A 20,428-nucleotide genomic window follows, 5' to 3' on the forward strand; every position below is an offset into this window, starting at 1 on the left:
TGTAATTTAATATTAGATTTTTAGAGGATTTTTGTAAAGTCTAATTTATTACTCGCCAGACGACAAGAAGTAGAGCGCCAGTTGCTCATTGGGAGCCACTCCGTTGGACGGGTTAAAAAAAGCTTGGCATTGCCAGTTCTGAAAACGAAGTTTTGAGTTCTGAACACGAAGTACGATAAATAATCATGCGCGGAGGTTCAGTAATGTTTGAAATCAGCAGGCGGCGGAGTAATCCCAGGTGGAATATCACAGAAGACTTGGCTGGGTATATGTTCATCATGCCCACCATTCTAGTTTTAGGAACTTTTGTAGTCTTACCCATTCTCTACGCCGTTTTTCTTTCCTTGCAAAAAGTTCAACTCCTTGGCGGTATTGAATACGAGTTCATCGGTTTTCGGAACTTCACGCGATTAGCTGAAGATCAAAGGGTTTGGATTGCTTTGAGAAACACAGCAGAATATGTAGTTATTGTTGTGCCAACTCAAACTATCCTGGCTTTAATTCTGGCGGTAACTCTAAATTCTGGGATTCGCGGTAAAAACTGGTGGCGCATCCTTTACTTTTTGCCCACAGTCACTTCTTCAGCAGTGCTGACGCTGATCTTCATGTGGATTTATAACACCGATGGACTACTAAACGATTTTCTCGCTTTTGTGGGGCTACCTACTTATAACTGGTTGGGTGATCCAGCAGTTGCGCTCAAAGGCATTATGATCATGAACATTTGGTCAACCGCGCCGTTTTTCATGGTGATTTATCTGGCGGCGTTGCAGGATATACCTCAAACACTTTATGAGGCGGCGGAACTCGATGGGGCGAATGGATGGCAGCAATTTATTTACATTACTCTGCCCTTGCTGAAGCCTGTAACCTTCTTTGTGGTAGCAGTGGGGGTGATTGGAACTTTTCAACTTTTTGACCAGTCTTACATCTTCTCTGGCGGTACTGGCGGGCCAAATAACGCTACCTTAACTGTGGTGCTGCTAATTTACCAAGCTGTGTTTCGGAATTTACAAATGGGATATGCAGCTGCCATCGCATTTTTGTTAGCAGCAGTGATCATTGCCATCACTTTGATTCAACGGCGACTTTTTGGAGGCGAACGGATTTGACTAACATCTCTGGCTTATCGTGGCTCAAAGTCTTGTTATACCTCTTGCTGACACTTTATGCGATCGTCACCCTAATTCCCTTTCTCTGGGCACTTTCAGCATCATTTAAGCCGCTATCAGAGATTGTCAGTGGTGAAGCCAACTTTCTCCCCAAGAATTTTACTCTCGATAACTACAGGCAAATCTTTGTCCAAGAACCACTGTTTTGGCGCTGGTTGTTCAACAGTGTGGTAATTGCCGTCAGCGTCACGCTTTTAAACTTGTTGTTAAATTCAATGGCTGGTTATGCTTTGGCGAGACTGCGCTTTGTGGGCAAGCGCTTTTGGTTCTTCCTAATCCTGGCAGTACTGGCAGTACCAGCGCAAATCACCCTAATTCCCACATTTTTGATTTTAAAAGCGATCGGCTGGCTGAATTCTTATCAAGGCATGATTGTGCCTAGCATGGTCAATGCCACTTTTATCTTTATGATGCGGCAGTTTTTCGTTAATTTTCCTAAAGAACTAGAAGAAGCAGCTCAACTCGATGGTTTAAATACCTTTGGGATTTTCCGATATATTGTCTTACCTTTGGCAAAACCAGCACTAGCAGCACAGGCAGTTTTTGTATTCATGGGGAGTTGGAATAATTTTTTACTACCTATAGTTATCCTATTTGACCCAGAAATGTTTACCCTCCCTTTGGGGCTAAACACCTTCAAAGGTCAATACATCAGCTATTGGAACTACATTATGGCGGCTTCTATGGTCTTCACCTTGCCAGCTTTAGGCATTTACGCCTTTTTTAATCGTTACTTTATTCAAAGCGTCACCTTTACCGGAGGAAAAGGTTAATAGTCATTGGACATTGGGCATAGATTATTCCCCTTGTCCCCCCATTCTCCATACCCTATTCCCCATGTCCCATGCCCTATGCCCCATGCCCCATTCCCTAAACAGTATTTTGGGCAACAAATTGCACTCCTAACGTGATATTGGTATTACAGCGACTCAATCTCTATCTATCAGTTAACAAGCATTATGGGTTTTGCAGACCTATCGATCGCAGAGATAGCAGCCGACTACAGCATTCCTGTAGAAAAAGTGTTTTCTCTGTGCAACCAACTGGGAATCGCCTACAAACACCAAAAGACCCGTTTGGCGTTAGAAGATGCAAAGGCAATTATTTCCCAAATATCGTCTGAAACACGCCCAAAAAGTACTAGCGACTTGGAGGGTGATAACGAGATCACCTGAAGGGTGATCTCGGAGCTTTGGCTAATCACTGATAGCTAATGACACAGAAAATGAGTCATTAGCAATTAGCAGCTTGGAGATTGAGAATCGCTTTTTTAGCTGTGTTGAGCGTTAAAATCTTTAAGGGGAAACATGTTTAGAAGACTAATTGGCGTTGTTGTGGTTACTGTTTTACTCTCGTTTCAGTTGATTGTCGGTAGCGCGACAGCAGTGGAACTGGACAAAGCTACCCGAACAGTGCCATTAAATACTCAAGGCGATACCACCGTACTCAGCCTTAAACAAGTCAAAGAAGGCAAACGCTTATTTAATTACGCTTGTGCCCAATGTCATGCTGGGGGAGTTACCAAGACAAACCAAAACGTCGGACTAGCTCCAGACGACCTGGCACTGGCAACACCCAACCGTAACAACGTTGAAGGCTTGGTGGATTACCTGAAAAATCCCACTACTTACGACGGGGAAGAAGAGATTTCCGAAATTCATCCCAGTATCAAAAGCGCGGATATTTTCACAGCAATGCGAAATCTGACGGATGATAACTTGGAGGCGATCGCTGGTCATATTCTTTTACAACCCAAAATCGTTGGACCTAAGTGGGGAGGCGGAAAAATCTATTACTAAATCCTTGAATTAGTACTGAGTCATTGGGAATAGGGCATCGGGAAAAATCCATTCCCCATTCCCCATTCCCCATTCCCCAGTTTTCAGCAAACTTTAGCTGCTTTCGTTCTCACCGCAGCACAAAATGTTCCTAATTGCGGCACAAAAAATTTTTGATCAGTCAAGATATTCCTAAAGAAAAAATCAAAATCTCTTATTTTACTGTTTACCTTTATTCACAGCCTTTTTGTGCTATAGCAGTCTAGTATTTATTCTTGATTGCACAGCTTTTTGCAATAAATTGCTCCCCATTATTAAAAAAAAATTCTATCTATGACAGATTGTCATATTTGGCGTTGATTTTATTTAAAATGAGAAAAGGAAAAAAATTATTTGTTAGGAGAGAGCCATGAAATTTATTTCGGCAAGCTGGCGACGCCTTAGTTTAGCTGTGTTGACAATCCTTTTAGTTGTTAGCAGCTTCGCTGTTTTTACTCCCAGCGCTGCGGCTGAAACATACCAGGTGAAACTTGGTACTGATAAAGGAATGCTGGCATTTGAACCGAAAAAGTTGACAATTAAACCAAGTGACACAATTGAATGGGTAAATAATAAGGTTCCTCCCCATAATGTTGTGTTTGATCCTGCCAAAAACCCTAGTAAGGATGCCGATTTAGCGAAATCTCTGTCTCATAAAAAGCTGTTGATGAGTCCTGGTCAAAAAGAAACAACCACCTTCCCCGCAGACGCACCTGCTGGTGACTACACCTTCTACTGCGAACCTCACCGTGGTGCTGGCATGATTGGTACAATCACTGTCCAAGGCTAGAAACACCAACCTTTGATACAAGATGATTTCTCAGTGAAATTAGCTCAGATCAACACGCCACACTCCTAGAGTGACGCACACAATCGATAAATGGCGGTAACGAGTCCTATCCTCCCCTAAGACCCTAAGTAACTTTTGGCGATGGAGGGGTGAACTCATTACCGCCAATTTTGATCAAATTTGACTTAATCGGGGGTTAATCGCGTTTATACTCTTGCTGGAGGCTTGTTGCGAGGAAATTTCTTGAGAATACTTTTATTAATCCTACTGTTAGCGATCGCTCTATTCAAATTCACATTCATTAGTCCAGCACTAGCTGCCGAAACATCCAACGGGGCTAAAATTTTCGAGGCTAACTGCGCTTCTTGCCATATCGGTGGCGGTAACATCCTGATTAGCCAGAAAACCTTGAAAAAGGAAGCATTGTCAAAGTACCTAGAAAATTATAATCGCGACTCAATCCAGGCGATTATCCACCAAGTGCAAAATGGGAAAAATGCCATGCCTGCCTTTAAAAGCAAGTTAAGTTCTGAGGAGATTCTAGAGGTAGCTGCTTACGTTTTTCAGAATGCAGAACAAGGCTGGTAAGGTAGCTATACCGCAATACGCTTGGGTTAAAGTCAAAAACCAAAACCAGCGTAGATTGGGTTGAGGGACGAAACCCAACATTTTCGCTACTTTGTTGGGTTTCACTACGTTCAACCCAACCTACAATTATCCTTAACCCAAGCGTATTCAGCTATACCGTCTAATTATTGTGGGGTGGGCATCTCTGCCCGCCGGTAATTAAAGGCGGGCAAGATGCCATTGGTGTCAACTTAACGTGAAAGCCAGTCTAAAAACAGCTTTTATAGATTATTTCGTTCCCAGTCGCCTCTGGCTGGAAACGAGGTTTTAAAAGGTTTGCGCTTACGGCTATTTTCAGGTAAATAGACCACACGGTAGGGGCACAGCAATGCTGTGTCCTTACGACAGATGTGGTTCAAATACTTGAATTCTGTTGTAAGTAGACACCAATGGCGAGACGCCCACCCCACAACATTGGAAATCCCCCAGTGCATTTCCTTCTTAGAACCTTCAAAATTAGTTATATATATGACGAACTAGCAATCGCCAGTTCGTCAACTGCTAAAAACGATATTTTAAAGATGAATGATAAATCCCCAATCCTTATCATTCATGGCTTTTAGCTTGTTTCTTAATTCCAAATCACCACAGAGTGATTATTTTTATGGATTAGACTGTTGTCTGTTTTCCTTCAGTTCGCGTAACTGTTCTACTAATTTTTGCTGGGATTCAGCAGAGGGCGTAGACTGACTATTATTCACTCTCGGCAGCAATAACGGTTGGGAAGTAGTAGCTGCTGGTGAGGGCGTAAGCTGATTGTTATTGATTCCTAGTTCAGATAATGGTTTGAGAGTACCTGTCGGTGAGGACAAAGGCTGATTATTTCTGATTCGCAGATCAGGTAATGGTTTAAAAGTAGCTGCTGGTGAGGGCGTAAGCTGATTGTTATTGATTCCCGGTGTAGATAATAATGAGGGCTTTTGCTCTTGAGTAGTTCCAGTGGTGTTACTAATGCTGTTTTGGAAACGTAGGTTAAATGGATAGGAACTGATCTGTCTATCTCCTTTGGGGGATTGCTTGTTGAAGTATTGCCTTGCTTTTAATTCCAATTCCGGGGAAACTAACTTGTTTTGAAACTTGATATCTAAGACCTTACCATCACGATCTACCACTAATACACCCAAAACAGCACCTTCAAGATTCGGCTTATTTGTGGGTAATGTTTGGCGGATGACTGGTTTTTGTTCAGCGTTGGGGTATTGTTGCTGGACTTCTTTTCTCAGGTTTGCGTAGGAGTCTAGCTGTGCAATCGCCAGTTCAGTTCCTTTCCCAGATAAACCGGGTGTATTGAGCGTGGTTCCCCTAGTTAGGGTTAAGCTATCCCCAGCCCTTGGAGCTTGTTTTAGAGAATTTATTAGCGGGTTTTGAGCAATTCTAGACGCATCATTAGCCGGTTGCGTCATCTGTAGAGTCCTATTTTCCTGTGCTGTTGCAATGGGGTTAGTGTCAGATAAGTTTGAAGATTGGGCATTTTGCAGAATATCATCAGGTATTTTCTGCGACTGCAATTCTGGCAACCTATTTAGAGCCAGTGGCTTAGGTGGCTCGTATTTGGTGGTACTATCATTCACACGAGGAACTGATGGAGAGAATTTGGCACTGGTATTGTATTTAGAACTGTCAAATTTAGACGCATCAAATCGCAAATTATCACTAGGAATCATCCGCAAAGACTGCCTTGGAGGCAAGGAAGAAACCCGATAGCTATTCGATGATGGGGGTAGCGGAGGCAATACTAGCTGACTGGATGGAGGCGGTGCCAATGGGGGCAATACAGTTTGGGCGCTAAAATTCGGAGGAGAAAGTGAGGCTACTGGAGGAAATTGTTCTAAACCAACTTGGGGTGTGCTTTGGGGCAAACGGTTTTGGTCGGCTTGGCTCAATTCCAAAAGTCCGACTGTTTTGGATGATGCTGTTTCTTTGGGCTTGCTAGAATCCATAGGCATCAATGGCACAATCATCGCGATCGCACCGTGGATGCCAAGAGAAGCTATAGCTGCTATCCCAATTGGCTGGCTTAAGATTTCTGGTATATTTTTCAGCAGGGAGACGTAAGACATAGCTGTTATCGTTCACTCGGCTCAGTTGCAGTTTACTAGCGATTTTCTCTTTCCGACTACATTGCAATATTTTGCAAGAGATGCATCCATCTAAGGAAATAATAACTTCCTATACTAGCAATCAAAATGCCAAAATTGCCATTTATTAACAGAAGGCAGAGGGCAGTTCTGGCTGGAGGAAAGAAGTCTGATTGAAAACTTTCGTTCAGGGTATAAAACCCAGATTAATGACGCTGTATCATATATTCAAATTTGAGCTTACTAAAAAGATATTTGAAAAATTACTACTTTTGATTTTTTATTGTAATGAAGCACACAATTAAATTTAATATCTGGGATATTTATAAAGTTTAAGTAAACACACAAGTTTGAGTAGATCACAAAACTTACTGAAGCTGCCTTGTTTTTTCTACTGTTTTGCAGTCAACTAGACTGCTGTGGCAGATGGCACACTTGCTTGTCCCAGACTAAGCCCTATGTGAAAATACTACCACATTACCAGCTCTTAAAACTGTTGCAAATTGTACAATTTTATTGACATTCTCGCCCTAAACGCCACCAAAGCTATTTGGGTTTTTATAAAAGGAGTCAGTCGGGCGATCGCAATTCTAGCGTCTGAATCTGACTACTTCTTCGTCAAAAAGTTCAAACCCCCAATCATTACATCCAAAATCTCAAATGCCGTTACCGACAGTTATTTTGCCTGGATATCTAGAAAGCGCGATCGCTTACCGTCAACTAGAACAATCCCTACAACAATTAGATTTTCCCACGGTTACAGTACCACTGCGACGACGTGACTGGCTACCCACTATTGGAGGAAGACCCGTAACACCAATTCTGCAACAACTCGATCTGACGATCAAGCATACATTGCAGCAACATAATGCTACTCAAGTTAATTTGATTGGTCACTCAGCCGGAGGTTGGATATCCCGCATCTACATGGGAGAAAAGCCCTATTTAGTACGCGGTGATGTCAAACCATTGATCTGGGAAGCACATCCCTTGGTTGCTACTCTGATCACCTTGGGTACACCCCACATTAGTCAAGAACGCTGGACACGCTTCAATCTGGATTTTGTCACCAATAACTACCCAGGAGCTTTTTACAAAAACGTTCGTTATGTTTGTGTCGCTGGCAAAACTATCTATGGGGAAAGGCGGCGCGGTAGCTGGTTAGCTTACAGTAGTTATCAATTAACCTGTGGCAAGGGTAACACTTGGGGAGATGGAATCACACCCATCGAAGCTGCTCACCTAGAAGGGGCAGAAAATCTGGTGATTGAAGGTGTGAGGCATTCTCCCAGAAGTCCTGGAATTTGGTATGGTTCAGCAGAACCTTTAAAAGCATGGGTGCAATATTTGATTTAACTGATATTTTGCGCTAGTCTCAACAATCGCTTTGCAATGAATTACTAGGCTAATAGCTAAAGTCGTCCAAAGACGACTATTAAACGGTTTTAGTCCACTTGAGTGGACTTGGGCTATTAGCCTCAGACTTTAAGTCTGAGGCGGGCTAGTTCGCTAATCTTAAAAAACTTAATTTTTAATTTACAAATGCAACATTTATTAATATTTCTTAGCTAAAATTGTAATAACAAGAATAAATACTTAGTTAAGAACAGGAGGGGTGAGCCATGCAAAGCACCCAGTTCGATAAGATTTTGCGGCGAATAGCGACGATATTATCAGTCGTGATTCTGACTTTGTGCTTAATTTATGTATCTACCGGAGTTTTGCTTGCTTTTTACTATGAACCGACAGCAGGCGGTGCTTATAACTCCTTAAAGATGATTAATACACAACTGTCATACGGGTGGTTGTTTTGGAGAGCGCATGATATTGCTGGTAATGCGGTAATTGCGATCGCTCTAATTCAAATTGTGGTGATGTTTTTAGGTCGGCAATTTCGCAAGAGTTGGCTAGCTGCTTGGATTAGCGGGATTTTGTTGACCCTAAGTGCGATCGGGCTGGATTGGAGTGCGATGATTTTAGATTGGACTCAGGAAGGATACTGGCGTTTTAGCATTGAGTTGGGAACCATCGAAGCCATTCCTTTTATTGGTGGCCAACTGCGCGACATCCTGACGGGCGGTGGAGCCATTAACACAGTTACCGTCGGACACCTTTATACAATACACAGTTATCTGATTTCGGTGGTAACGCTAATTCTTGCCATAGTAAATTTATCGGCTTTAGTGTGGCAGGAATCGCAAACTGAGTTAGGAGTTAGGAGTTAGAGAGACGCGATTAATCGCGTCTGTACAGGAGTTAGGAGTAGAGACGCGATTAATCGCGTCTGTCATTCAATTTTAGATTTTGAATTTGGGATTTTAGATTGAAGGATAAATCTAAAATCTAAAATTGGGCGAGGGATAAGTCTTCAACCTCTGGTAACTTTTCTAGAGAGAGGGGAGTGGATTGGGTAGCACCAGATAAGCGTTTTAAAAGGCTAGGTCTGGGGTCATGCAACAGGTAAATAATGCGATCGCCAATTTCCCAATCTTGGTTAGCTGGCATTACCTGTAAGCGTTCTTCTCGTTCTACCAATAGCGGTATCAACACCCCAGTCCGAATCATTTCTTGGATGCGATCGCATTGAGTGGAAAATTCCGACTCATTCAGCGTGGTTGTCCCTAGCTTGACTCGCCCATCATTCAGATATTCATTCCAAGTTTTAATCGCTAAGTCTGGGATAAAAGCTTGATTAACTTTATTACTAACCGAAGTACTCGCTTGCGGATCACGAGGAAAAACAGCTAAGACACGCGGCGGATTAAATTCCTCAGCTGCTCGTTGAGCCAAAACAAAATTCACTTCGCCATTATTTGTCATCGCCAAAAAAGTACCCATAGAGGCAAGTCCTGCCTCTTCCAAAACAGCAGCATCCAGCGCACTGCTGGCAATAACCCGGAGATTTTGCGCCTCAGCTTGAACAAGACATTGGGGGTCAGTATCAATCATGACCACGTTTTCTTCCCGTTCTTGAAAGAACCGGGCAATCAAAAGACTCAAGGGACTACAACCCACAATCACTGCCCCAGTTACATCTTTAGAGGTGATTTGCAGCCATTTAGCAATCCAGCCAGCTGTTAGCCCTTGACAGACAACAGTCATGATAATTGTCAGGAATACTAGAGCTTTGATGGAATCACCGCCGTTAATGCCGCGCTGTGTCAACGAAATCGCAAAAAAAGAAGCTACGGAGGCGGCAACAATTCCTCTAGGTGCAACCCAGCTTAAAAATAGTTTCTGTCGCCAGTTTAGGTCACTGTTCCAGGTACACAAGAGGATATTAATCGGGCGAACGACAAACATTAGTACCAAAACGGTGAATAAACTACCCCAACCCAAAGCAAACACACTAGCAATGGATAGGTCAGCAGCTAATAAGATGAATAGCACCGAGACGCTGAGAATTGTCAGCTGACCCTTAAAACTCCTTAATAAACGTTCTTCTGGGACTGAGGAGTTAGCAAAAACTGCCCCTGCAACTACTGTTGTCATTACTCCCGATTCACTGCGGATGATTTGCGATAAAGTAAATAGGCTCCAAAGTATTGCCAACACCACTAAGTTTTTTAGCTCAAATGACAGAAAACTGGCGCGTTTGAAAATCAAACTCATCAGATAACCGCCAGCACCACCAATTGCTCCACCAACACCCAGGCGCATCAGTAAACCGACGATCGCATTGATCGGGTCAGCATCGCCGTTCAAAATGGTATCCAGGACAACGAAGGCGAGGATAGCCCCTACAGGGTCAATTAAAATCCCTTCTCCTTCCAAAAGTGTTGCCACTTGCCGATCTACATTGATTTGTTTGAGCAAAGGGCCAACGACGGTTGGGCCTGTCACCACGATTATGGAAGCATAGAGAAAAGCTATTTTCCAGGGAAATTCACCCAGCCAGTGGGCTGCCATACTCCCACCAAGCAATGTGATCAGCGTTCCGAGAGTGACAAGCAATTGTAGGCTGACTGAAACTCTGCCTAACTCTCGCAGATCCAAGTTAAGTCCGCCTTCAAACAAAATTATTGCCGTTGCTAGGGCGACAATAACTTCCAGTCCACTGCCTAGCAAATGGGGATGCAACAGTCCTAAGCCATCAGAGCCAAAGACGATGCCCAACAACAATAACAAGACGATGCTGGGTATCCGAAGGTATGCAGCCAGCACCTGAGCGCTAATGCCTGCAAAGACAGCGATCGCCATCTGTAGGGTGATTTCAAAAGATGCTTCCATGTTGTAGATTTTGAGCGATTTATTTCAAAATCTTTTGTACAAAACCGTAGATATTAACTCTACAGGGTACAACATCATACCCTTTCTCCCTTGCTGAATTCAGGGCTTTTTCTATCTGAGCGTCTCTCGAAGTTCCGAGCGCCGGACGTTGACGCACCCTGCGGCTTTCCCCAGAAGCGTCTACGGAATTCTTTTTGTGTCTCCATATTTTTGTATCCTCTTCAAGCTTTTGCCTCCACCCAGTTTAGCTGCCACAAACTTTTTTTGGCAAAAGCTGTTGACAAGAGCAAGGAAATTCGTTACCTTATAAAAGGTCTGAGTCCGATGCCCCCATCGTCTAGAGGCCTAGGACACCTCCCTTTCACGGAGGTAACGGGGATTCGAATTCCCCTGGGGGTACTTAAAAACAATAAAAAGCTTTTGCTTTTTTACTCGAAATCTAGGAAGCAAAACGATCATTCAAGATTCTTCCTGAATGACCGTTTAACTAGACATCAGGTTCTTTGCTGGCTAACTCTTCTACACGTTGGTGAATAGCCAGGAGATTTAATCGTAAATCTTTACTCAGGCTATTTTCAATGATTCCCACTGGCATAGTGCGTTTAGGCCAAACTTGAATTGTATAGCACAGATTTGTTCCTATATACTCACCGAGGGAATAAGGCTCTAAGCACCAGCTACCAGAAAAGCCTTTAAAATCTCCCTCTACCATGCGGAAATTAATTTCTTTAGGGAAGTATTCTTCCAAATCCAGAACCACCCGCGCCAAAAAGTTTAAATTTAGTAAGCGCTGGGAGCCTACTTGCTCAAGTCGAATACCACCATTGGGATGCTCGATTAGACGACTCTTGGCAAGGTTGGGGAGAAAGTCAGTCAAGGCTTCATAATCTGTCAAGACCTTCCAGACTTGTTCCACTGGGTGGGGAATTTGGACTTTAGCACTAATTTGTCGCTGTCGCTCTGCTATTTTCTCAATTTGAATTTCTACCTTAGCCGACAAAGCAAATGCATGAGTAGGTAAATCCTCCTCTTGCTTGGTGTCATCACTAGGAGACTGGAAATCAGGGTTCTCTGTTGTGTTCTGTTTTTTAGTCACTTTCAGAATTATGGTTTGCTTTCGTCAGAAAACTGAGGCAGAGTCAGGGTGAAGCAAATTTCGCTCTGTTCAGAATCCGAGATTTGAAGACTTTCAACAGCGATCGCTCCATTCAGATGCTGCACTAAAGACTTGACTAAAGCAAGTCCCAAGCCAGTTCCGGCAGTCCAGCGTCCTTTTCCGCGACGAAACTTGTCAAAGATATAGGTGGCTTCTTCTTCGGATATGGCACGTCCTGTATTCGTCACCTTTATGATAACTTGATCAATTTGTTGATCAACTCGGTGAGCAGCTTGTAAATGGACAATGCTATCACGCTCTGAGTATTTACAGGCATTTGTTAACAACTCTTGGAGAATGCGGTCAAAACTCTCTAGTTCAGTTTGCAGTTTTAGCGACTCTTGGGGCAAATCTATAGAAATACTTAGTCCCTTGTCTGCGAGTTTTTTCTCAAAAGATGCTGCTATATCCTGAATTCTAGTATTTAAATCTATAGGTTCTAATTGTGGAGCTTCGTGAGGCGACTCTAGTTTTTGAAGTGTCAACAAGTCATTAATCAAGTTGATTTCCTTTGTACATTCCTCCTCTAAAATATCCATATATCTAACTTGACGCTCTGGTGCTATTCCTGGCAAACGTAAGTTCCGAATAGACATCAGCATATTTGTTAGGGGATAACGCAAGCGATCGCTCATGTTGCTCAAAAATTCATCTTTGAGTTCGTTAAGTTTCCGCAGTTGCTCAACATACTGCCGTGTTCTATCATGCAATTTTCCCTGGAGTTCCAGACTACTCTTGAGTTTCGCTGTCCGATCCTCTACCAAAGTTTGCACTTGGCGCAATGTCTGTGACTGAATTATGGCGTTACTCACTTGAGCAGAAACCATTTCTACAAGATTTAATTCTGCTGGTTGCCAACTGCGAATCACAGATTGCTGTAGCACCAAGAATCCTAAGATTTTACCCTGAGTCTCTAATGGCACTAATAGTACCGCAGGCAATTCCTCTACTGCAAATAATTGAGCAGCTGGCGAAGTTTCGTTTTGGTCTGTATAGTCATCAAAGATTACTGCTTTTCCAGAATCGATGAAGGCACGCTGGCATAAACCACAGTCTGAAACCAAGAAGGACTGATTTAAGGTATTTGGTTTACTAGTGCTGAAGCTTTGGATGTCCCTAGCCCATTCACCGATCACGGTAGCTTTCGCTTTCGGAATTTGTTTTTTAGCTTGAGTTCTAAATAGGGGATCTGTATATTTTAGTAGTATAAGTAAACCCCGATCTGCCTGTAGAGATTCGGCAGTTAAGTCGATAACTAACTGGAGCATTTGATTAAGCTCCAAGTTGCTGCGACTCAATATAGTTAATTGCTTGATCAAACTTTGATGCTGCTTGCTCTTTTCCAGGTACTGCTCTTGATGAGCAATTAGTTGAGCTTGTGCCACCCCCGAAAAAGCGATCGCGCAAGCCCACTCCACTTCTTTGAGCAATTGTTTTTCTGATTCACTCCAATCATAAGGTTGAAATTTAATCAGACCAATCACCCCATTATTATTGCCACCAAATCGGGTAGTAATTGCCAAAACTGCTTTTATCGGTAGTGGCAAATATTGACAACCAATTACCAGACTGTTGTGAATCAGGGAAATATCTTCAATAGTCAATGGTTGGGCAGCACATTGCAGCACTGGCGAGTGCATAAGCAACTGTTCCATTGAAAACATCTTCTCTGGGTGTGGCAACCCTAGATACTCATCAGCACACCAATTAGTACTAATTGGTTCGTCGGATGTCTCACCCGTTACTGAAACCAAGCAGCAACAATCTGCTTGAAAGACAATTCCTAGCAAATGGGCAATATCTTGCAGCACCAATGCCGTCGCCGAGCTATTGGCAATGATTTGGTTAATCTTTTGTACCAACTGGTGGGCGGATTCTTCCTGATGCAGCATCAGCTCCCCTTGGTAAGGTTGTAGTCGATCTATCTCATCGACGTAATTTTGCGGCGACGATAAAGGCTTTTTCATTCTTAGTATGCCCTTGGATAATAACACCATTGTTTTTGTAGCCAACCTCTTGGCATATTCTTCACCGTTAGTTATGTTCCTACACCCTACTCATTGACATATCTTGTATAGATACTTTGTCTCACCTGTTATAGCCCTTTTCTATCTCAGATCGTCAAGTTTGACTTGATCAAGTAAATTGCTACATTAGTACATAAGTAACAGAATACTCAAGATATCCTATAACTGCTTCAGTTAGCTTATTTTTGACTACTCTCTGTTGAAATAATGTATTAACTTTATCCGATCTTTAAGTATACATAAACCGTAATAGCTCTGAAATTGCAGCAAAGCTACCCTTAGTTTTACGTAAAATTACTTAAATTAATTTGATTTATTTAATAAATTTTTATTACATTTTTTGTTAACCCGAGTCGGTTCAACAAGCTACTCTTTGATCTCCGTAACTCTCAGTAAGATATTAATAAAACTAAATTTTGAATGCAGCCCAATTATTTTTACTTTACTGAGTGCTGAGTGATGCAAAAGTACCCAGGACTGATGTACTTGAGTTTTAGCCCCGCCCTTTGTGGAGCCACTGCGGTCTTTTTGATTTCCACGCAGGAGCAAGTGGCGTGGCAATCTTTTAACTCAGCACTCTTGATTAATAACCGGGCTGCATTGCCTGAATATAAGACTATCCAGCCAAACTCTCGACACTCAGAGGAACCATATCGCCATTCCTGGTTAGTCCTAACAACATCGGTTGTTGGGGTTGAATTAGTTGACCTGTGAGTACACAGCGTTCTTCTTGCTGAGCTGTGGCAGCTATGCTAGCTCGAATGTCGGATCGCGAAAATCGAGGCTTCCACTCACCTGATTTTTGCTGGACATAATTCCAAAGGATATCTCGGATCAGAGCTTGATATCCCTGATTCCCAGCTATTTCTTTGAGTTTATCTTTGAGTTCCCGCTCTAGGCGGATGCTGGTAACTTCCATATCGGTGGTTGGGGTGCGAGCGATCGTATGCATCACTTTTTCTCCTTAAAGGTATAGACAGGACAGTAATACAAGTGTAGTATGTTTAAAGGAATGTTCAATAGGTGAAATTTTCTGTGAAATCCATTTACCCCATCTCTACTTCTTTGGGCGCTACCAATTGCCGAGCCGGTTGGGAATCAGCTGCTATGGGAGTGGAGTATTTATTTATGGGCGATGGTAGCCGAAATCATCGGCAAATCACAGAGGGTAATTATGATTTTAGATGTCTTAGCATTAGTGCGCTGATTGCAAAACCACAACTAAAAGAAGAAAGCGGGGGGTACAGGCAAAGAAATACTGTACCGATATGAGACCAGAAAATTTTCCGGTCAATCCTAACCCCCGCTTCACCCAAACGAAGCGGGGGTTTTTTTATAAGGAGTTAAGCTGTGACGATATCTTCCAGGCGCGGCGCGATCGCAATGCAAGTGTTAGAGCAATCTGTGGTGGTGTTTTCGCAAAATTACTTACCACTATGTCGGATCAATATCAAGCGGGCGATTGTGCTGTTAGTAACCAACAAAGCCCAACCGCTAGGTTTTACCACAGAAGCCGGATGGCGAGTTCACTCACCCAGTTTGGTAATTGATGTGCCAAAACACATTCGCTTGACAATCACTTCCAATGAGCGGATGTGGAAAGTTCCGCCAGTGAATCGGCGGGAAGTGTTGCGACGAGACCATCACAGTTGCCAATATTGCGGTACCGGCAAACGTCTAACGCTAGATCATGTGATGCCGCGATCGAAAGGTGGTTCTCACACTTGGAATAACGTAGTCGCAGCTTGTGAAAGATGTAACTCCCGTAAAAGCGATCGCACTTTGTTTGAGGCTGGTATGCAACTGCGTACCAAACCAAAAGCACCAATGCACCCCGCGATTTCTTTTGCCGAACAGTTTTGGATAGATATGCAAGCAAACCTGGAATAACAGGAGAGCATAAGGAATGCTGAAATTAACTTACACTGAAAGTAGCTTTGATTTAGAATGTGTCACTGTGTCGCTTGAGGAATGGGTAGCGCAGCGAGTGATTTTAGCCCTGCGAGTTGGGCAAGGTTTATGCATTGAACCCAGTACCGCTTCCTTTTTGCTTCCTGTTGATTTACCAGGAGTAGAAGTACTCAGGGCTGAGGTAAAAAGAGATGACAGAGAAATCATTGCCCTCTGTGCCTGTGATGCCGAATATATGGAAGTCACCCTGCGGGGTTCTTGGCTATCAGATACTTATAAGGATACTGTAGGTGTGTTTGTCACCACTATGAGCGATCGCGCTGAGTTCTTTTTGCACAAACTTTGGCAGGAAGCTCAAGAGAGCAGTGCTTCTGTCATGAGCGAATAAACAAATACTACGGGTGACTCAATTTTGGATTTTGGATTTTAGATTTGTTCTCACGTTGAAATTCAGGGGCGACTCTTGGAGAAACTGCCAGAACAGACCTTTTTGGATTTTGGATTATTCAATCCCTACGGCTTGGTGCAGTTACTCATGGGGGAAACCACGCCAGATGCTTCAAGTCGGCGGAGCCGCCCAACGCACTGGCTCCCCAAGACCGCGCTGCTTCACCAAAATCCAAAATTTAAAATCTAAAATTCGGTGAGTAGAATTTCTCACCCTTTATTGTCCCATTTTTAGCAATTCGGGAATTGTCACAAATCGGTAGCCTTGCTGTTTGAGTCCGCTGATAATTTGTGGCAATGCTTCTACAGTTCTTTGGCGATCGCCACCACCATCATGCATTAAAACAATAGAACCAGGTTTCGCACCTTTCAGGACATTATTTACAAATGCCTGCGGTTTGGCGTGAGGATCAGTATCGGCTGAAGTTACTGACCACATAATTACAGCGTCCTTCTGGCTTTTGGCGTAAGCAGCTAGTCCGTTGTTTAAAAAGCCTCCAGGAGGACGAAACAGAGCAGTTTTGACTCCTGTAGTTTTGTATATCAGGTCAGATGTGCGATCAATTTCACTCTTGGCTGTGGCTTCATCCATTCGCCGATACCAATGATGCCAAGTATGGTTGCCAATGGCGTGTCCCTCGGCTACCTCACGTTTGGCTAGGTCAGGATTTGCTTGCAAGGCTTGTCCTACCCAAAAGAATGTCACCTTAACATCATTTTGCTTCAGGATATCCAGCATTTCTAGGGTTGTCTTTGGCCAGGGTCCATCATCAATGCCTAGAGCAATAACCTTCTCGTTGTTCCTGGGATGCACCTGATAAACTGTTTTTCCCTGAAATTTAGCTGGGACTGTAAAGGTAGGGTTTTCTACTTTGGCTGATGGCACTAGTTGGGCATTAATTTGGCCCTTTGCTGGATGATCTTGAACTTGTGCAGTATGGATTTTGCTTAAAGGCTTCTTCAACCCCAATTGTGGGGAGGTGCCTGGAGCAATACTACAAGCTGTAATCGTAGAGGCGATCGCAACAACACTAATTATCTTTTGTCGCTTGAGGTAGTTGTCTGTCACGTCAGGCTTTTAAATACTCACCCAATCATAACTGTAGTTTGACTTTTCAGAGGGGTTAGCAAGTTCAAATCTAAGTGCAGCATCTTTTCTAGACAATTTAAAAAAAAACTTTCTGAAACCCCTTGACACATCTTGTAGTATTTTGTAGTATATTTGTAGTGAGGCGAAAGACAAAGCTTCTCAAGGGTCAAAATCATGTTCTACATACAACTAAAACAGAGGTGCTGGCATAAACCAGAATCCCCACTCAAGAAAGCTGCCCCTGCTTGCAAACCATCCGAAGTAGAGGCAATAAACGAAAAAAGTTCTAAGTTTGCACTCATCAAAACCACTGAATACATCCGTAATACAGAACAGGCTTGCTACCTAGAATTTCGGTTGTTTTTCTAATAGTTTCTAACAGTAAAAAGTAAATTTTCTGAACCTTGAAAACTGAATAAGAAATGGGCAAGTTCACCAAAAATCTGTACCTAAAAACCTAAAAGTTTAGGCACAGATTCCAAAAAATCGGGGTGTAGCTCAACTGGCTAGAGCGTTCCGTTGTCTGCGGAAATGTTGCGGGTTCAAATCCCGTCACCCTGGTTGCAGTCCTGTAGGCGAATAGTTTAAGCCGTCAGCCTATGGCAGTCGCTACAACGGATAGCGCAGCGTTAGCGAGTCATCGAGCGTCGGGAACCTCCGCAACGCGCTGCCTCTTCAAGCTGAAGATTGCGAGTGCGAATCTCGTGGCTGAGTAGCCAAGTGGTCGAAGGCGTCGGTCTGCAAAACCGATATCGTGAGTTCAAATCTCACCTCAGCCTTTGGTGCGATCGCAGTGTAGCTTAATTAGCAAAGCCCCAGGTTCATACCCTGGTATATGCGGGTGCAAATTCCGCCACTGCCACCAAATGCAGGGATGGTGTAATGGCAACACCTCGTGACTCCAAATCCGATGTTCTAGGTTCAAATCCTAGTCCCTGTGTCAGACAATTTTGGATTTTAAATTTTTTAATCCAAAATCTAAAATTCAGTCAATTATGCCCTCGTGGACAAATGGTTAAGTCAGTGTTCTTTCAAAGCACAGATGCGAGTTCAATTCTCGTCGAGGGAATGATTATGGATCGGTGGCCGAGTCTGGCTGAAGGCGACAGTCTGTAAAACTGTTCTTTTTTGCACGCAGGTTCAAATCCTGCTCGATCCACTATGGAGAGGTGGCTGAGTGGCTGAAAGCGGCAGATTGCTAATCTGTTGTACGGTTTCCGTACCGAGGGTTCAAATCCCTCTTTCTCCGCCTTGAGAGTGTGGTGTAACTGGATAACATCTCAGTCTACGAAACTGAAGATTTGAGGGTTCAAATCCCTCCACTCTCGTTACATCAAAGAGATGCTGGAGTGGCTGATTCGAGTTGAATTAGACCAGTCCACAGAGTAATACTCATCTCTTCTCTTATCCCCCGGTAGCTCAGTTGGTAGTAGCGCCTGTCTGAAGAACAGGAGGTCGTCGGTTCGATTCCGACCTGGGGGGCTTCGTTGCCTCATAGCTCAATGGTAGAGCAAGCGGCCGTTAACCGCGTGGTTATAGGTTCGAGTCCTACTGAGGCAGCCATTCATTGCCGGGTGGACGAATTGGTAAGTCGCATCGCTCTGAACGATGAGGTTGCAGGTTCAAACCCTGCCCTGGCAATAAAGCCCTGTGGTGTAATTGGCAACATAGCGCCCTTTGAAGGCGAAGATTCCAGGTTCGAGTCCTGGTGGGGCTGCCAAACTTTGCTCTTGTAGCCCAATTGGAAGAGGCTGCCGTTTCAAAAACGGTATGTTGTGGGTTCGATTCCCATCAAGAGTACCAAAACTTGCTCCTGTAGCCCAATTGGAAGAGGTGGCAGACTTAAAATCTGTTTGGTTGTGGGTTCGACTCCCACCAGGAGTACCAACGGGATGTAATTCAGTGGGAGAAGCCATGCTTTGGGAGCATGGAGTCGCAGGTTCGAGTCCTGCCATCCCGATATGCCCCTGTGACGGAACATGGCATACGTGCTGGAATCAAAGTCCAGATTTTGCAGGTTCAAATCCTCTTAGGGGTACTAAGCTCTCATGGCGGAATGGAAGACGCACGCTTACCGAGGATCTAGTTTTTTGCAGGATCAAATCCTATCGGGAGTACCAAAATATCTGGGTGTAGCGCAGTTGGAAGCGCGGGAGTTTCGGGAACTCCAGGTCGCAGGTTCAATCCCTGCCACTTAGACTTTGCCCTTGTAGCGCCCTTGTAGCCCAACGGAAGAGGCGCTTCGCTTAGAACGAAGAGGGTTGCTGGTTCAAATCCAGTCAGGGGTATTGTAGTGCTGGTGTAGCTCAATTGGCAGAGCAACTGACTTGTAATCAGTAGGTTGCAGGTTCAATTCCTGTTACCAGCTTGACTGATGCGCGTGTGATGTAACGCCAGCATGAGACGCTTCCAACGTCTTCGTGCGAGTTCAAGTCTCGCCGTTCGCTCTGAAACTTGCGGGTGTGATGTAATCGGTAGCATCTGAGTACGCCATACTCAGTGCCTGGGTTCAAGTCCCTCCACTCGCTTGCGTAGTCCTGTAGCTCAATTGGTAGAGTGTCTTCCTTACAAGAAGAATGTTGCGGGTTCAATTCCTGCCAGGACTACCAAATTTTGGGAGTGTAGCTCAATGGAATAGAGCTTCGAGCTTCTACCTCGAAAGTTGTAGGTTCAAGTCCTACCACTCCCGCCTGAAAATGTCTTTAATTTTGAATTTTAAATTGTTATGGGGTCATAGCTCAAATGGGTAGAGCACCTGCCTTGCAAGCAGGAGGTTATGGGTTCAATTCCCATTGATTCCACTGATGGTGTCTGAAGCCAAAGTGGTCGAGGCGCTGGTTTGTGGAACCAGTTATAGCGGGTTCAAGCCCCGTCAGACGCCCCTCAATGGAAGATGCCGCTGAATGGACGGCAACTGGTCTTGAAAACCAGGGTATGGGCAACTGTAGGGGTTCGATTCCTCCATCTTCCTCTTTTCCACCTGAAGCCGAAAAGTGAGGCGCTGTGCTGATAACACAGAAATAGGAGGGGCAGTACCTCCCTGGTGGATTTATATCTAGTGTTGGTGTAAGGCTTGCGATGTA

The 20,428-nt window shown here is 43.9% G+C and carries 18 protein-coding genes and 26 tRNA genes; 38 read left to right on the forward strand and 6 right to left on the reverse strand.

What is annotated here, in order from left to right; all coding sequences use genetic code 11:
- Positions 1-203 precede the first annotated feature (203 nt).
- From V7K36_RS18960 to petJ, 6 genes are all read left to right on the forward strand, one after another.
- Positions 204-1,112 (forward strand): carbohydrate ABC transporter permease, encoded by a 909-nt coding sequence (locus V7K36_RS18960; RefSeq protein WP_335118247.1) that lies wholly within the window; start codon positions 204-206, stop codon positions 1,110-1,112.
- Positions 1,109-1,945, forward strand: a complete 837-nt coding sequence (locus tag V7K36_RS18965; RefSeq protein WP_335118249.1) for a carbohydrate ABC transporter permease — start codon at positions 1,109-1,111, stop codon at positions 1,943-1,945. Before V7K36_RS18960 ends, V7K36_RS18965 begins: the two co-directional genes overlap by 4 nt.
- A 186-nt stretch (positions 1,946-2,131) precedes the next feature.
- Entirely contained in the window at positions 2,132-2,347 is a 216-nt protein-coding gene (locus V7K36_RS18970; RefSeq protein ID WP_335118251.1) for a hypothetical protein, read from the forward strand.
- Positions 2,348-2,479: 132 nt separating this feature from the next.
- Positions 2,480-2,971, forward strand: coding sequence for a photosystem II cytochrome c-550 (gene psbV / locus V7K36_RS18975; RefSeq protein ID WP_334827184.1), 492 nt, complete (start codon positions 2,480-2,482; stop codon positions 2,969-2,971).
- Positions 2,972-3,359: 388 nt separating this feature from the next.
- Positions 3,360-3,779, forward strand: coding sequence for a plastocyanin (gene petE, locus V7K36_RS18980; RefSeq protein ID WP_335118253.1), 420 nt, complete (start codon positions 3,360-3,362; stop codon positions 3,777-3,779).
- A gap of 243 nt (positions 3,780-4,022) precedes the next feature.
- A complete protein-coding gene (petJ, locus tag V7K36_RS18985; protein WP_335118255.1) occupies positions 4,023-4,367 on the forward strand; it encodes a cytochrome c6 PetJ in 345 nt (114 codons plus the stop codon).
- A 641-nt stretch (positions 4,368-5,008) separates the two neighbouring features.
- On the opposite strand, the gene V7K36_RS18990 is transcribed toward petJ, so the two are convergent.
- Entirely contained in the window at positions 5,009-6,466 is a 1,458-nt protein-coding gene (locus V7K36_RS18990) for a hypothetical protein (RefSeq protein ID WP_335118257.1), read from the reverse strand.
- Between the two features lie 678 nt (positions 6,467-7,144).
- Here V7K36_RS18990 and V7K36_RS18995 point away from each other — a divergent pair.
- Positions 7,145-7,840 carry an esterase/lipase family protein gene (locus tag V7K36_RS18995; protein WP_335118259.1) on the forward strand — a complete coding sequence of 232 codons (696 nt, stop codon included), beginning with the start codon at positions 7,145-7,147 and terminating at the stop codon, positions 7,838-7,840.
- Between the two features lie 266 nt (positions 7,841-8,106).
- Positions 8,107-8,709 (forward strand): cytochrome b N-terminal domain-containing protein, encoded by a 603-nt coding sequence (locus tag V7K36_RS19000; RefSeq protein ID WP_335118261.1) that lies wholly within the window; start codon positions 8,107-8,109, stop codon positions 8,707-8,709.
- A gap of 118 nt (positions 8,710-8,827) precedes the next feature.
- Here V7K36_RS19000 and V7K36_RS19005 read toward each other — a convergent pair whose 3' ends face one another.
- Positions 8,828-10,714 carry a cation:proton antiporter gene (locus V7K36_RS19005; RefSeq protein WP_335118263.1) on the reverse strand — a complete coding sequence of 629 codons (1,887 nt, stop codon included), beginning with the start codon at positions 10,712-10,714 and terminating at the stop codon, positions 8,828-8,830.
- Between the two features lie 326 nt (positions 10,715-11,040).
- Between V7K36_RS19005 and V7K36_RS19010 the strand changes: the two genes are divergently transcribed.
- Positions 11,041-11,113 (forward strand) — tRNA-Glu (locus tag V7K36_RS19010).
- Between the two features lie 88 nt (positions 11,114-11,201).
- Here V7K36_RS19010 and V7K36_RS19015 read toward each other — a convergent pair.
- The 3 genes from V7K36_RS19015 to V7K36_RS19025 form a co-directional block, all read right to left on the reverse strand.
- Positions 11,202-11,810, reverse strand: a complete 609-nt coding sequence (locus tag V7K36_RS19015; protein WP_335118265.1) for an SRPBCC family protein — start codon at positions 11,808-11,810, stop codon at positions 11,202-11,204.
- Between the two features lie 8 nt (positions 11,811-11,818).
- Complete coding sequence (locus V7K36_RS19020) at positions 11,819-13,837, reverse strand: GAF domain-containing sensor histidine kinase (protein WP_442948482.1); 2,019 nt, start codon at positions 13,835-13,837, stop codon at positions 11,819-11,821.
- A 676-nt stretch (positions 13,838-14,513) separates the two neighbouring features.
- Entirely contained in the window at positions 14,514-14,849 is a 336-nt protein-coding gene (locus V7K36_RS19025; protein ID WP_096535028.1) for a hypothetical protein, read from the reverse strand.
- Positions 14,850-14,920: 71 nt separating this feature from the next.
- On the opposite strand from V7K36_RS19025, the gene V7K36_RS19030 reads away from it, so the two are divergent.
- The 3 genes from V7K36_RS19030 to V7K36_RS19040 all read left to right on the forward strand — a co-directional run bounded on the left by V7K36_RS19030 (position 14,921) and on the right by V7K36_RS19040 (position 16,196).
- Positions 14,921-15,169, forward strand: coding sequence for a hypothetical protein (locus tag V7K36_RS19030; protein ID WP_335118267.1), 249 nt, complete (start codon positions 14,921-14,923; stop codon positions 15,167-15,169).
- A 111-nt stretch (positions 15,170-15,280) separates the two neighbouring features.
- Positions 15,281-15,787: an HNH endonuclease gene (locus V7K36_RS19035; RefSeq protein WP_335118317.1), complete on the forward strand. Its 507-nt coding sequence runs from the start codon at positions 15,281-15,283 to the stop codon at positions 15,785-15,787.
- A 16-nt stretch (positions 15,788-15,803) separates the two neighbouring features.
- Complete coding sequence (locus tag V7K36_RS19040) at positions 15,804-16,196, forward strand: alr0857 family protein (protein ID WP_335118269.1); 393 nt, start codon at positions 15,804-15,806, stop codon at positions 16,194-16,196.
- A gap of 276 nt (positions 16,197-16,472) precedes the next feature.
- On the opposite strand, the gene V7K36_RS19045 is transcribed toward V7K36_RS19040, so the two are convergent.
- The gene (locus V7K36_RS19045) at positions 16,473-17,324 is read right to left on the reverse strand and encodes a polysaccharide deacetylase family protein (RefSeq protein ID WP_335118271.1); all 852 of its coding nucleotides are present in this window, start codon (positions 17,322-17,324) and stop codon (positions 16,473-16,475) included.
- A gap of 195 nt (positions 17,325-17,519) precedes the next feature.
- Here V7K36_RS19045 and V7K36_RS19050 point away from each other — a divergent pair, with 195 nt between their 5' ends.
- The 26 genes from V7K36_RS19050 to V7K36_RS19175 all read left to right on the forward strand — a co-directional run bounded on the left by V7K36_RS19050 (position 17,520) and on the right by V7K36_RS19175 (position 20,316).
- Positions 17,520-17,714: a hypothetical protein gene (locus V7K36_RS19050; protein ID WP_335118273.1), complete on the forward strand. Its 195-nt coding sequence runs from the start codon at positions 17,520-17,522 to the stop codon at positions 17,712-17,714.
- Between the two features lie 118 nt (positions 17,715-17,832).
- A tRNA-Asp gene (locus tag V7K36_RS19055) sits at positions 17,833-17,906 on the forward strand.
- 145 nt (positions 17,907-18,051) lie between these two features.
- Positions 18,052-18,124 (forward strand) — tRNA-Cys (locus V7K36_RS19060).
- A gap of 10 nt (positions 18,125-18,134) precedes the next feature.
- Positions 18,135-18,210, forward strand: a tRNA-Met gene (locus tag V7K36_RS19065).
- A gap of 3 nt (positions 18,211-18,213) precedes the next feature.
- A tRNA-Trp gene (locus V7K36_RS19070) sits at positions 18,214-18,285 on the forward strand.
- A 58-nt stretch (positions 18,286-18,343) separates the two neighbouring features.
- A tRNA-Glu gene (locus tag V7K36_RS19075) sits at positions 18,344-18,414 on the forward strand.
- Between the two features lie 7 nt (positions 18,415-18,421).
- Positions 18,422-18,504 (forward strand) — tRNA-Tyr (locus V7K36_RS19080).
- Between the two features lie 4 nt (positions 18,505-18,508).
- Positions 18,509-18,594, forward strand: a tRNA-Ser gene (locus tag V7K36_RS19085).
- Between the two features lie 4 nt (positions 18,595-18,598).
- Positions 18,599-18,673 (forward strand) — tRNA-Arg (locus V7K36_RS19090).
- An 80-nt stretch (positions 18,674-18,753) separates the two neighbouring features.
- Positions 18,754-18,827: transfer RNA gene (locus V7K36_RS19095), tRNA-Phe, on the forward strand.
- 6 nt (positions 18,828-18,833) lie between these two features.
- Positions 18,834-18,908, forward strand: a tRNA-Asn gene (locus V7K36_RS19100).
- 5 nt (positions 18,909-18,913) lie between these two features.
- Positions 18,914-18,986: transfer RNA gene (locus tag V7K36_RS19105), tRNA-Gln, on the forward strand.
- A 3-nt stretch (positions 18,987-18,989) separates the two neighbouring features.
- Positions 18,990-19,065: transfer RNA gene (locus tag V7K36_RS19110), tRNA-Gln, on the forward strand.
- 6 nt (positions 19,066-19,071) lie between these two features.
- A tRNA-Leu gene (locus tag V7K36_RS19115) sits at positions 19,072-19,148 on the forward strand.
- A gap of 6 nt (positions 19,149-19,154) precedes the next feature.
- Positions 19,155-19,232, forward strand: a tRNA-Leu gene (locus V7K36_RS19120).
- A 1-nt stretch (position 19,233) separates the two neighbouring features.
- Positions 19,234-19,305, forward strand: a tRNA-Pro gene (locus V7K36_RS19125).
- A gap of 3 nt (positions 19,306-19,308) precedes the next feature.
- Positions 19,309-19,383 (forward strand) — tRNA-Leu (locus V7K36_RS19130).
- Between the two features lie 88 nt (positions 19,384-19,471).
- Positions 19,472-19,544, forward strand: a tRNA-Pro gene (locus tag V7K36_RS19135).
- Positions 19,545-19,559: 15 nt separating this feature from the next.
- Positions 19,560-19,633 (forward strand) — tRNA-Leu (locus V7K36_RS19140).
- 7 nt (positions 19,634-19,640) lie between these two features.
- Positions 19,641-19,713 (forward strand) — tRNA-Thr (locus V7K36_RS19145).
- Between the two features lie 88 nt (positions 19,714-19,801).
- A tRNA-Gly gene (locus V7K36_RS19150) sits at positions 19,802-19,873 on the forward strand.
- Between the two features lie 5 nt (positions 19,874-19,878).
- Positions 19,879-19,954: transfer RNA gene (locus V7K36_RS19155), tRNA-Val, on the forward strand.
- A gap of 6 nt (positions 19,955-19,960) precedes the next feature.
- Positions 19,961-20,034: transfer RNA gene (locus V7K36_RS19160), tRNA-Arg, on the forward strand.
- A gap of 38 nt (positions 20,035-20,072) precedes the next feature.
- Positions 20,073-20,146 (forward strand) — tRNA-Ala (locus V7K36_RS19165).
- 6 nt (positions 20,147-20,152) lie between these two features.
- A tRNA-His gene (locus tag V7K36_RS19170) sits at positions 20,153-20,226 on the forward strand.
- 7 nt (positions 20,227-20,233) lie between these two features.
- A tRNA-OTHER gene (locus V7K36_RS19175) sits at positions 20,234-20,316 on the forward strand.
- Positions 20,317-20,428: the final 112 nt, after the last annotated feature.

Origin of the sequence: Nostoc sp. (assembly GCF_036919555.1) — a bacterium.
Lineage (GTDB): Bacteria > Cyanobacteriota > Cyanobacteriia > Cyanobacteriales > Nostocaceae > Nostoc.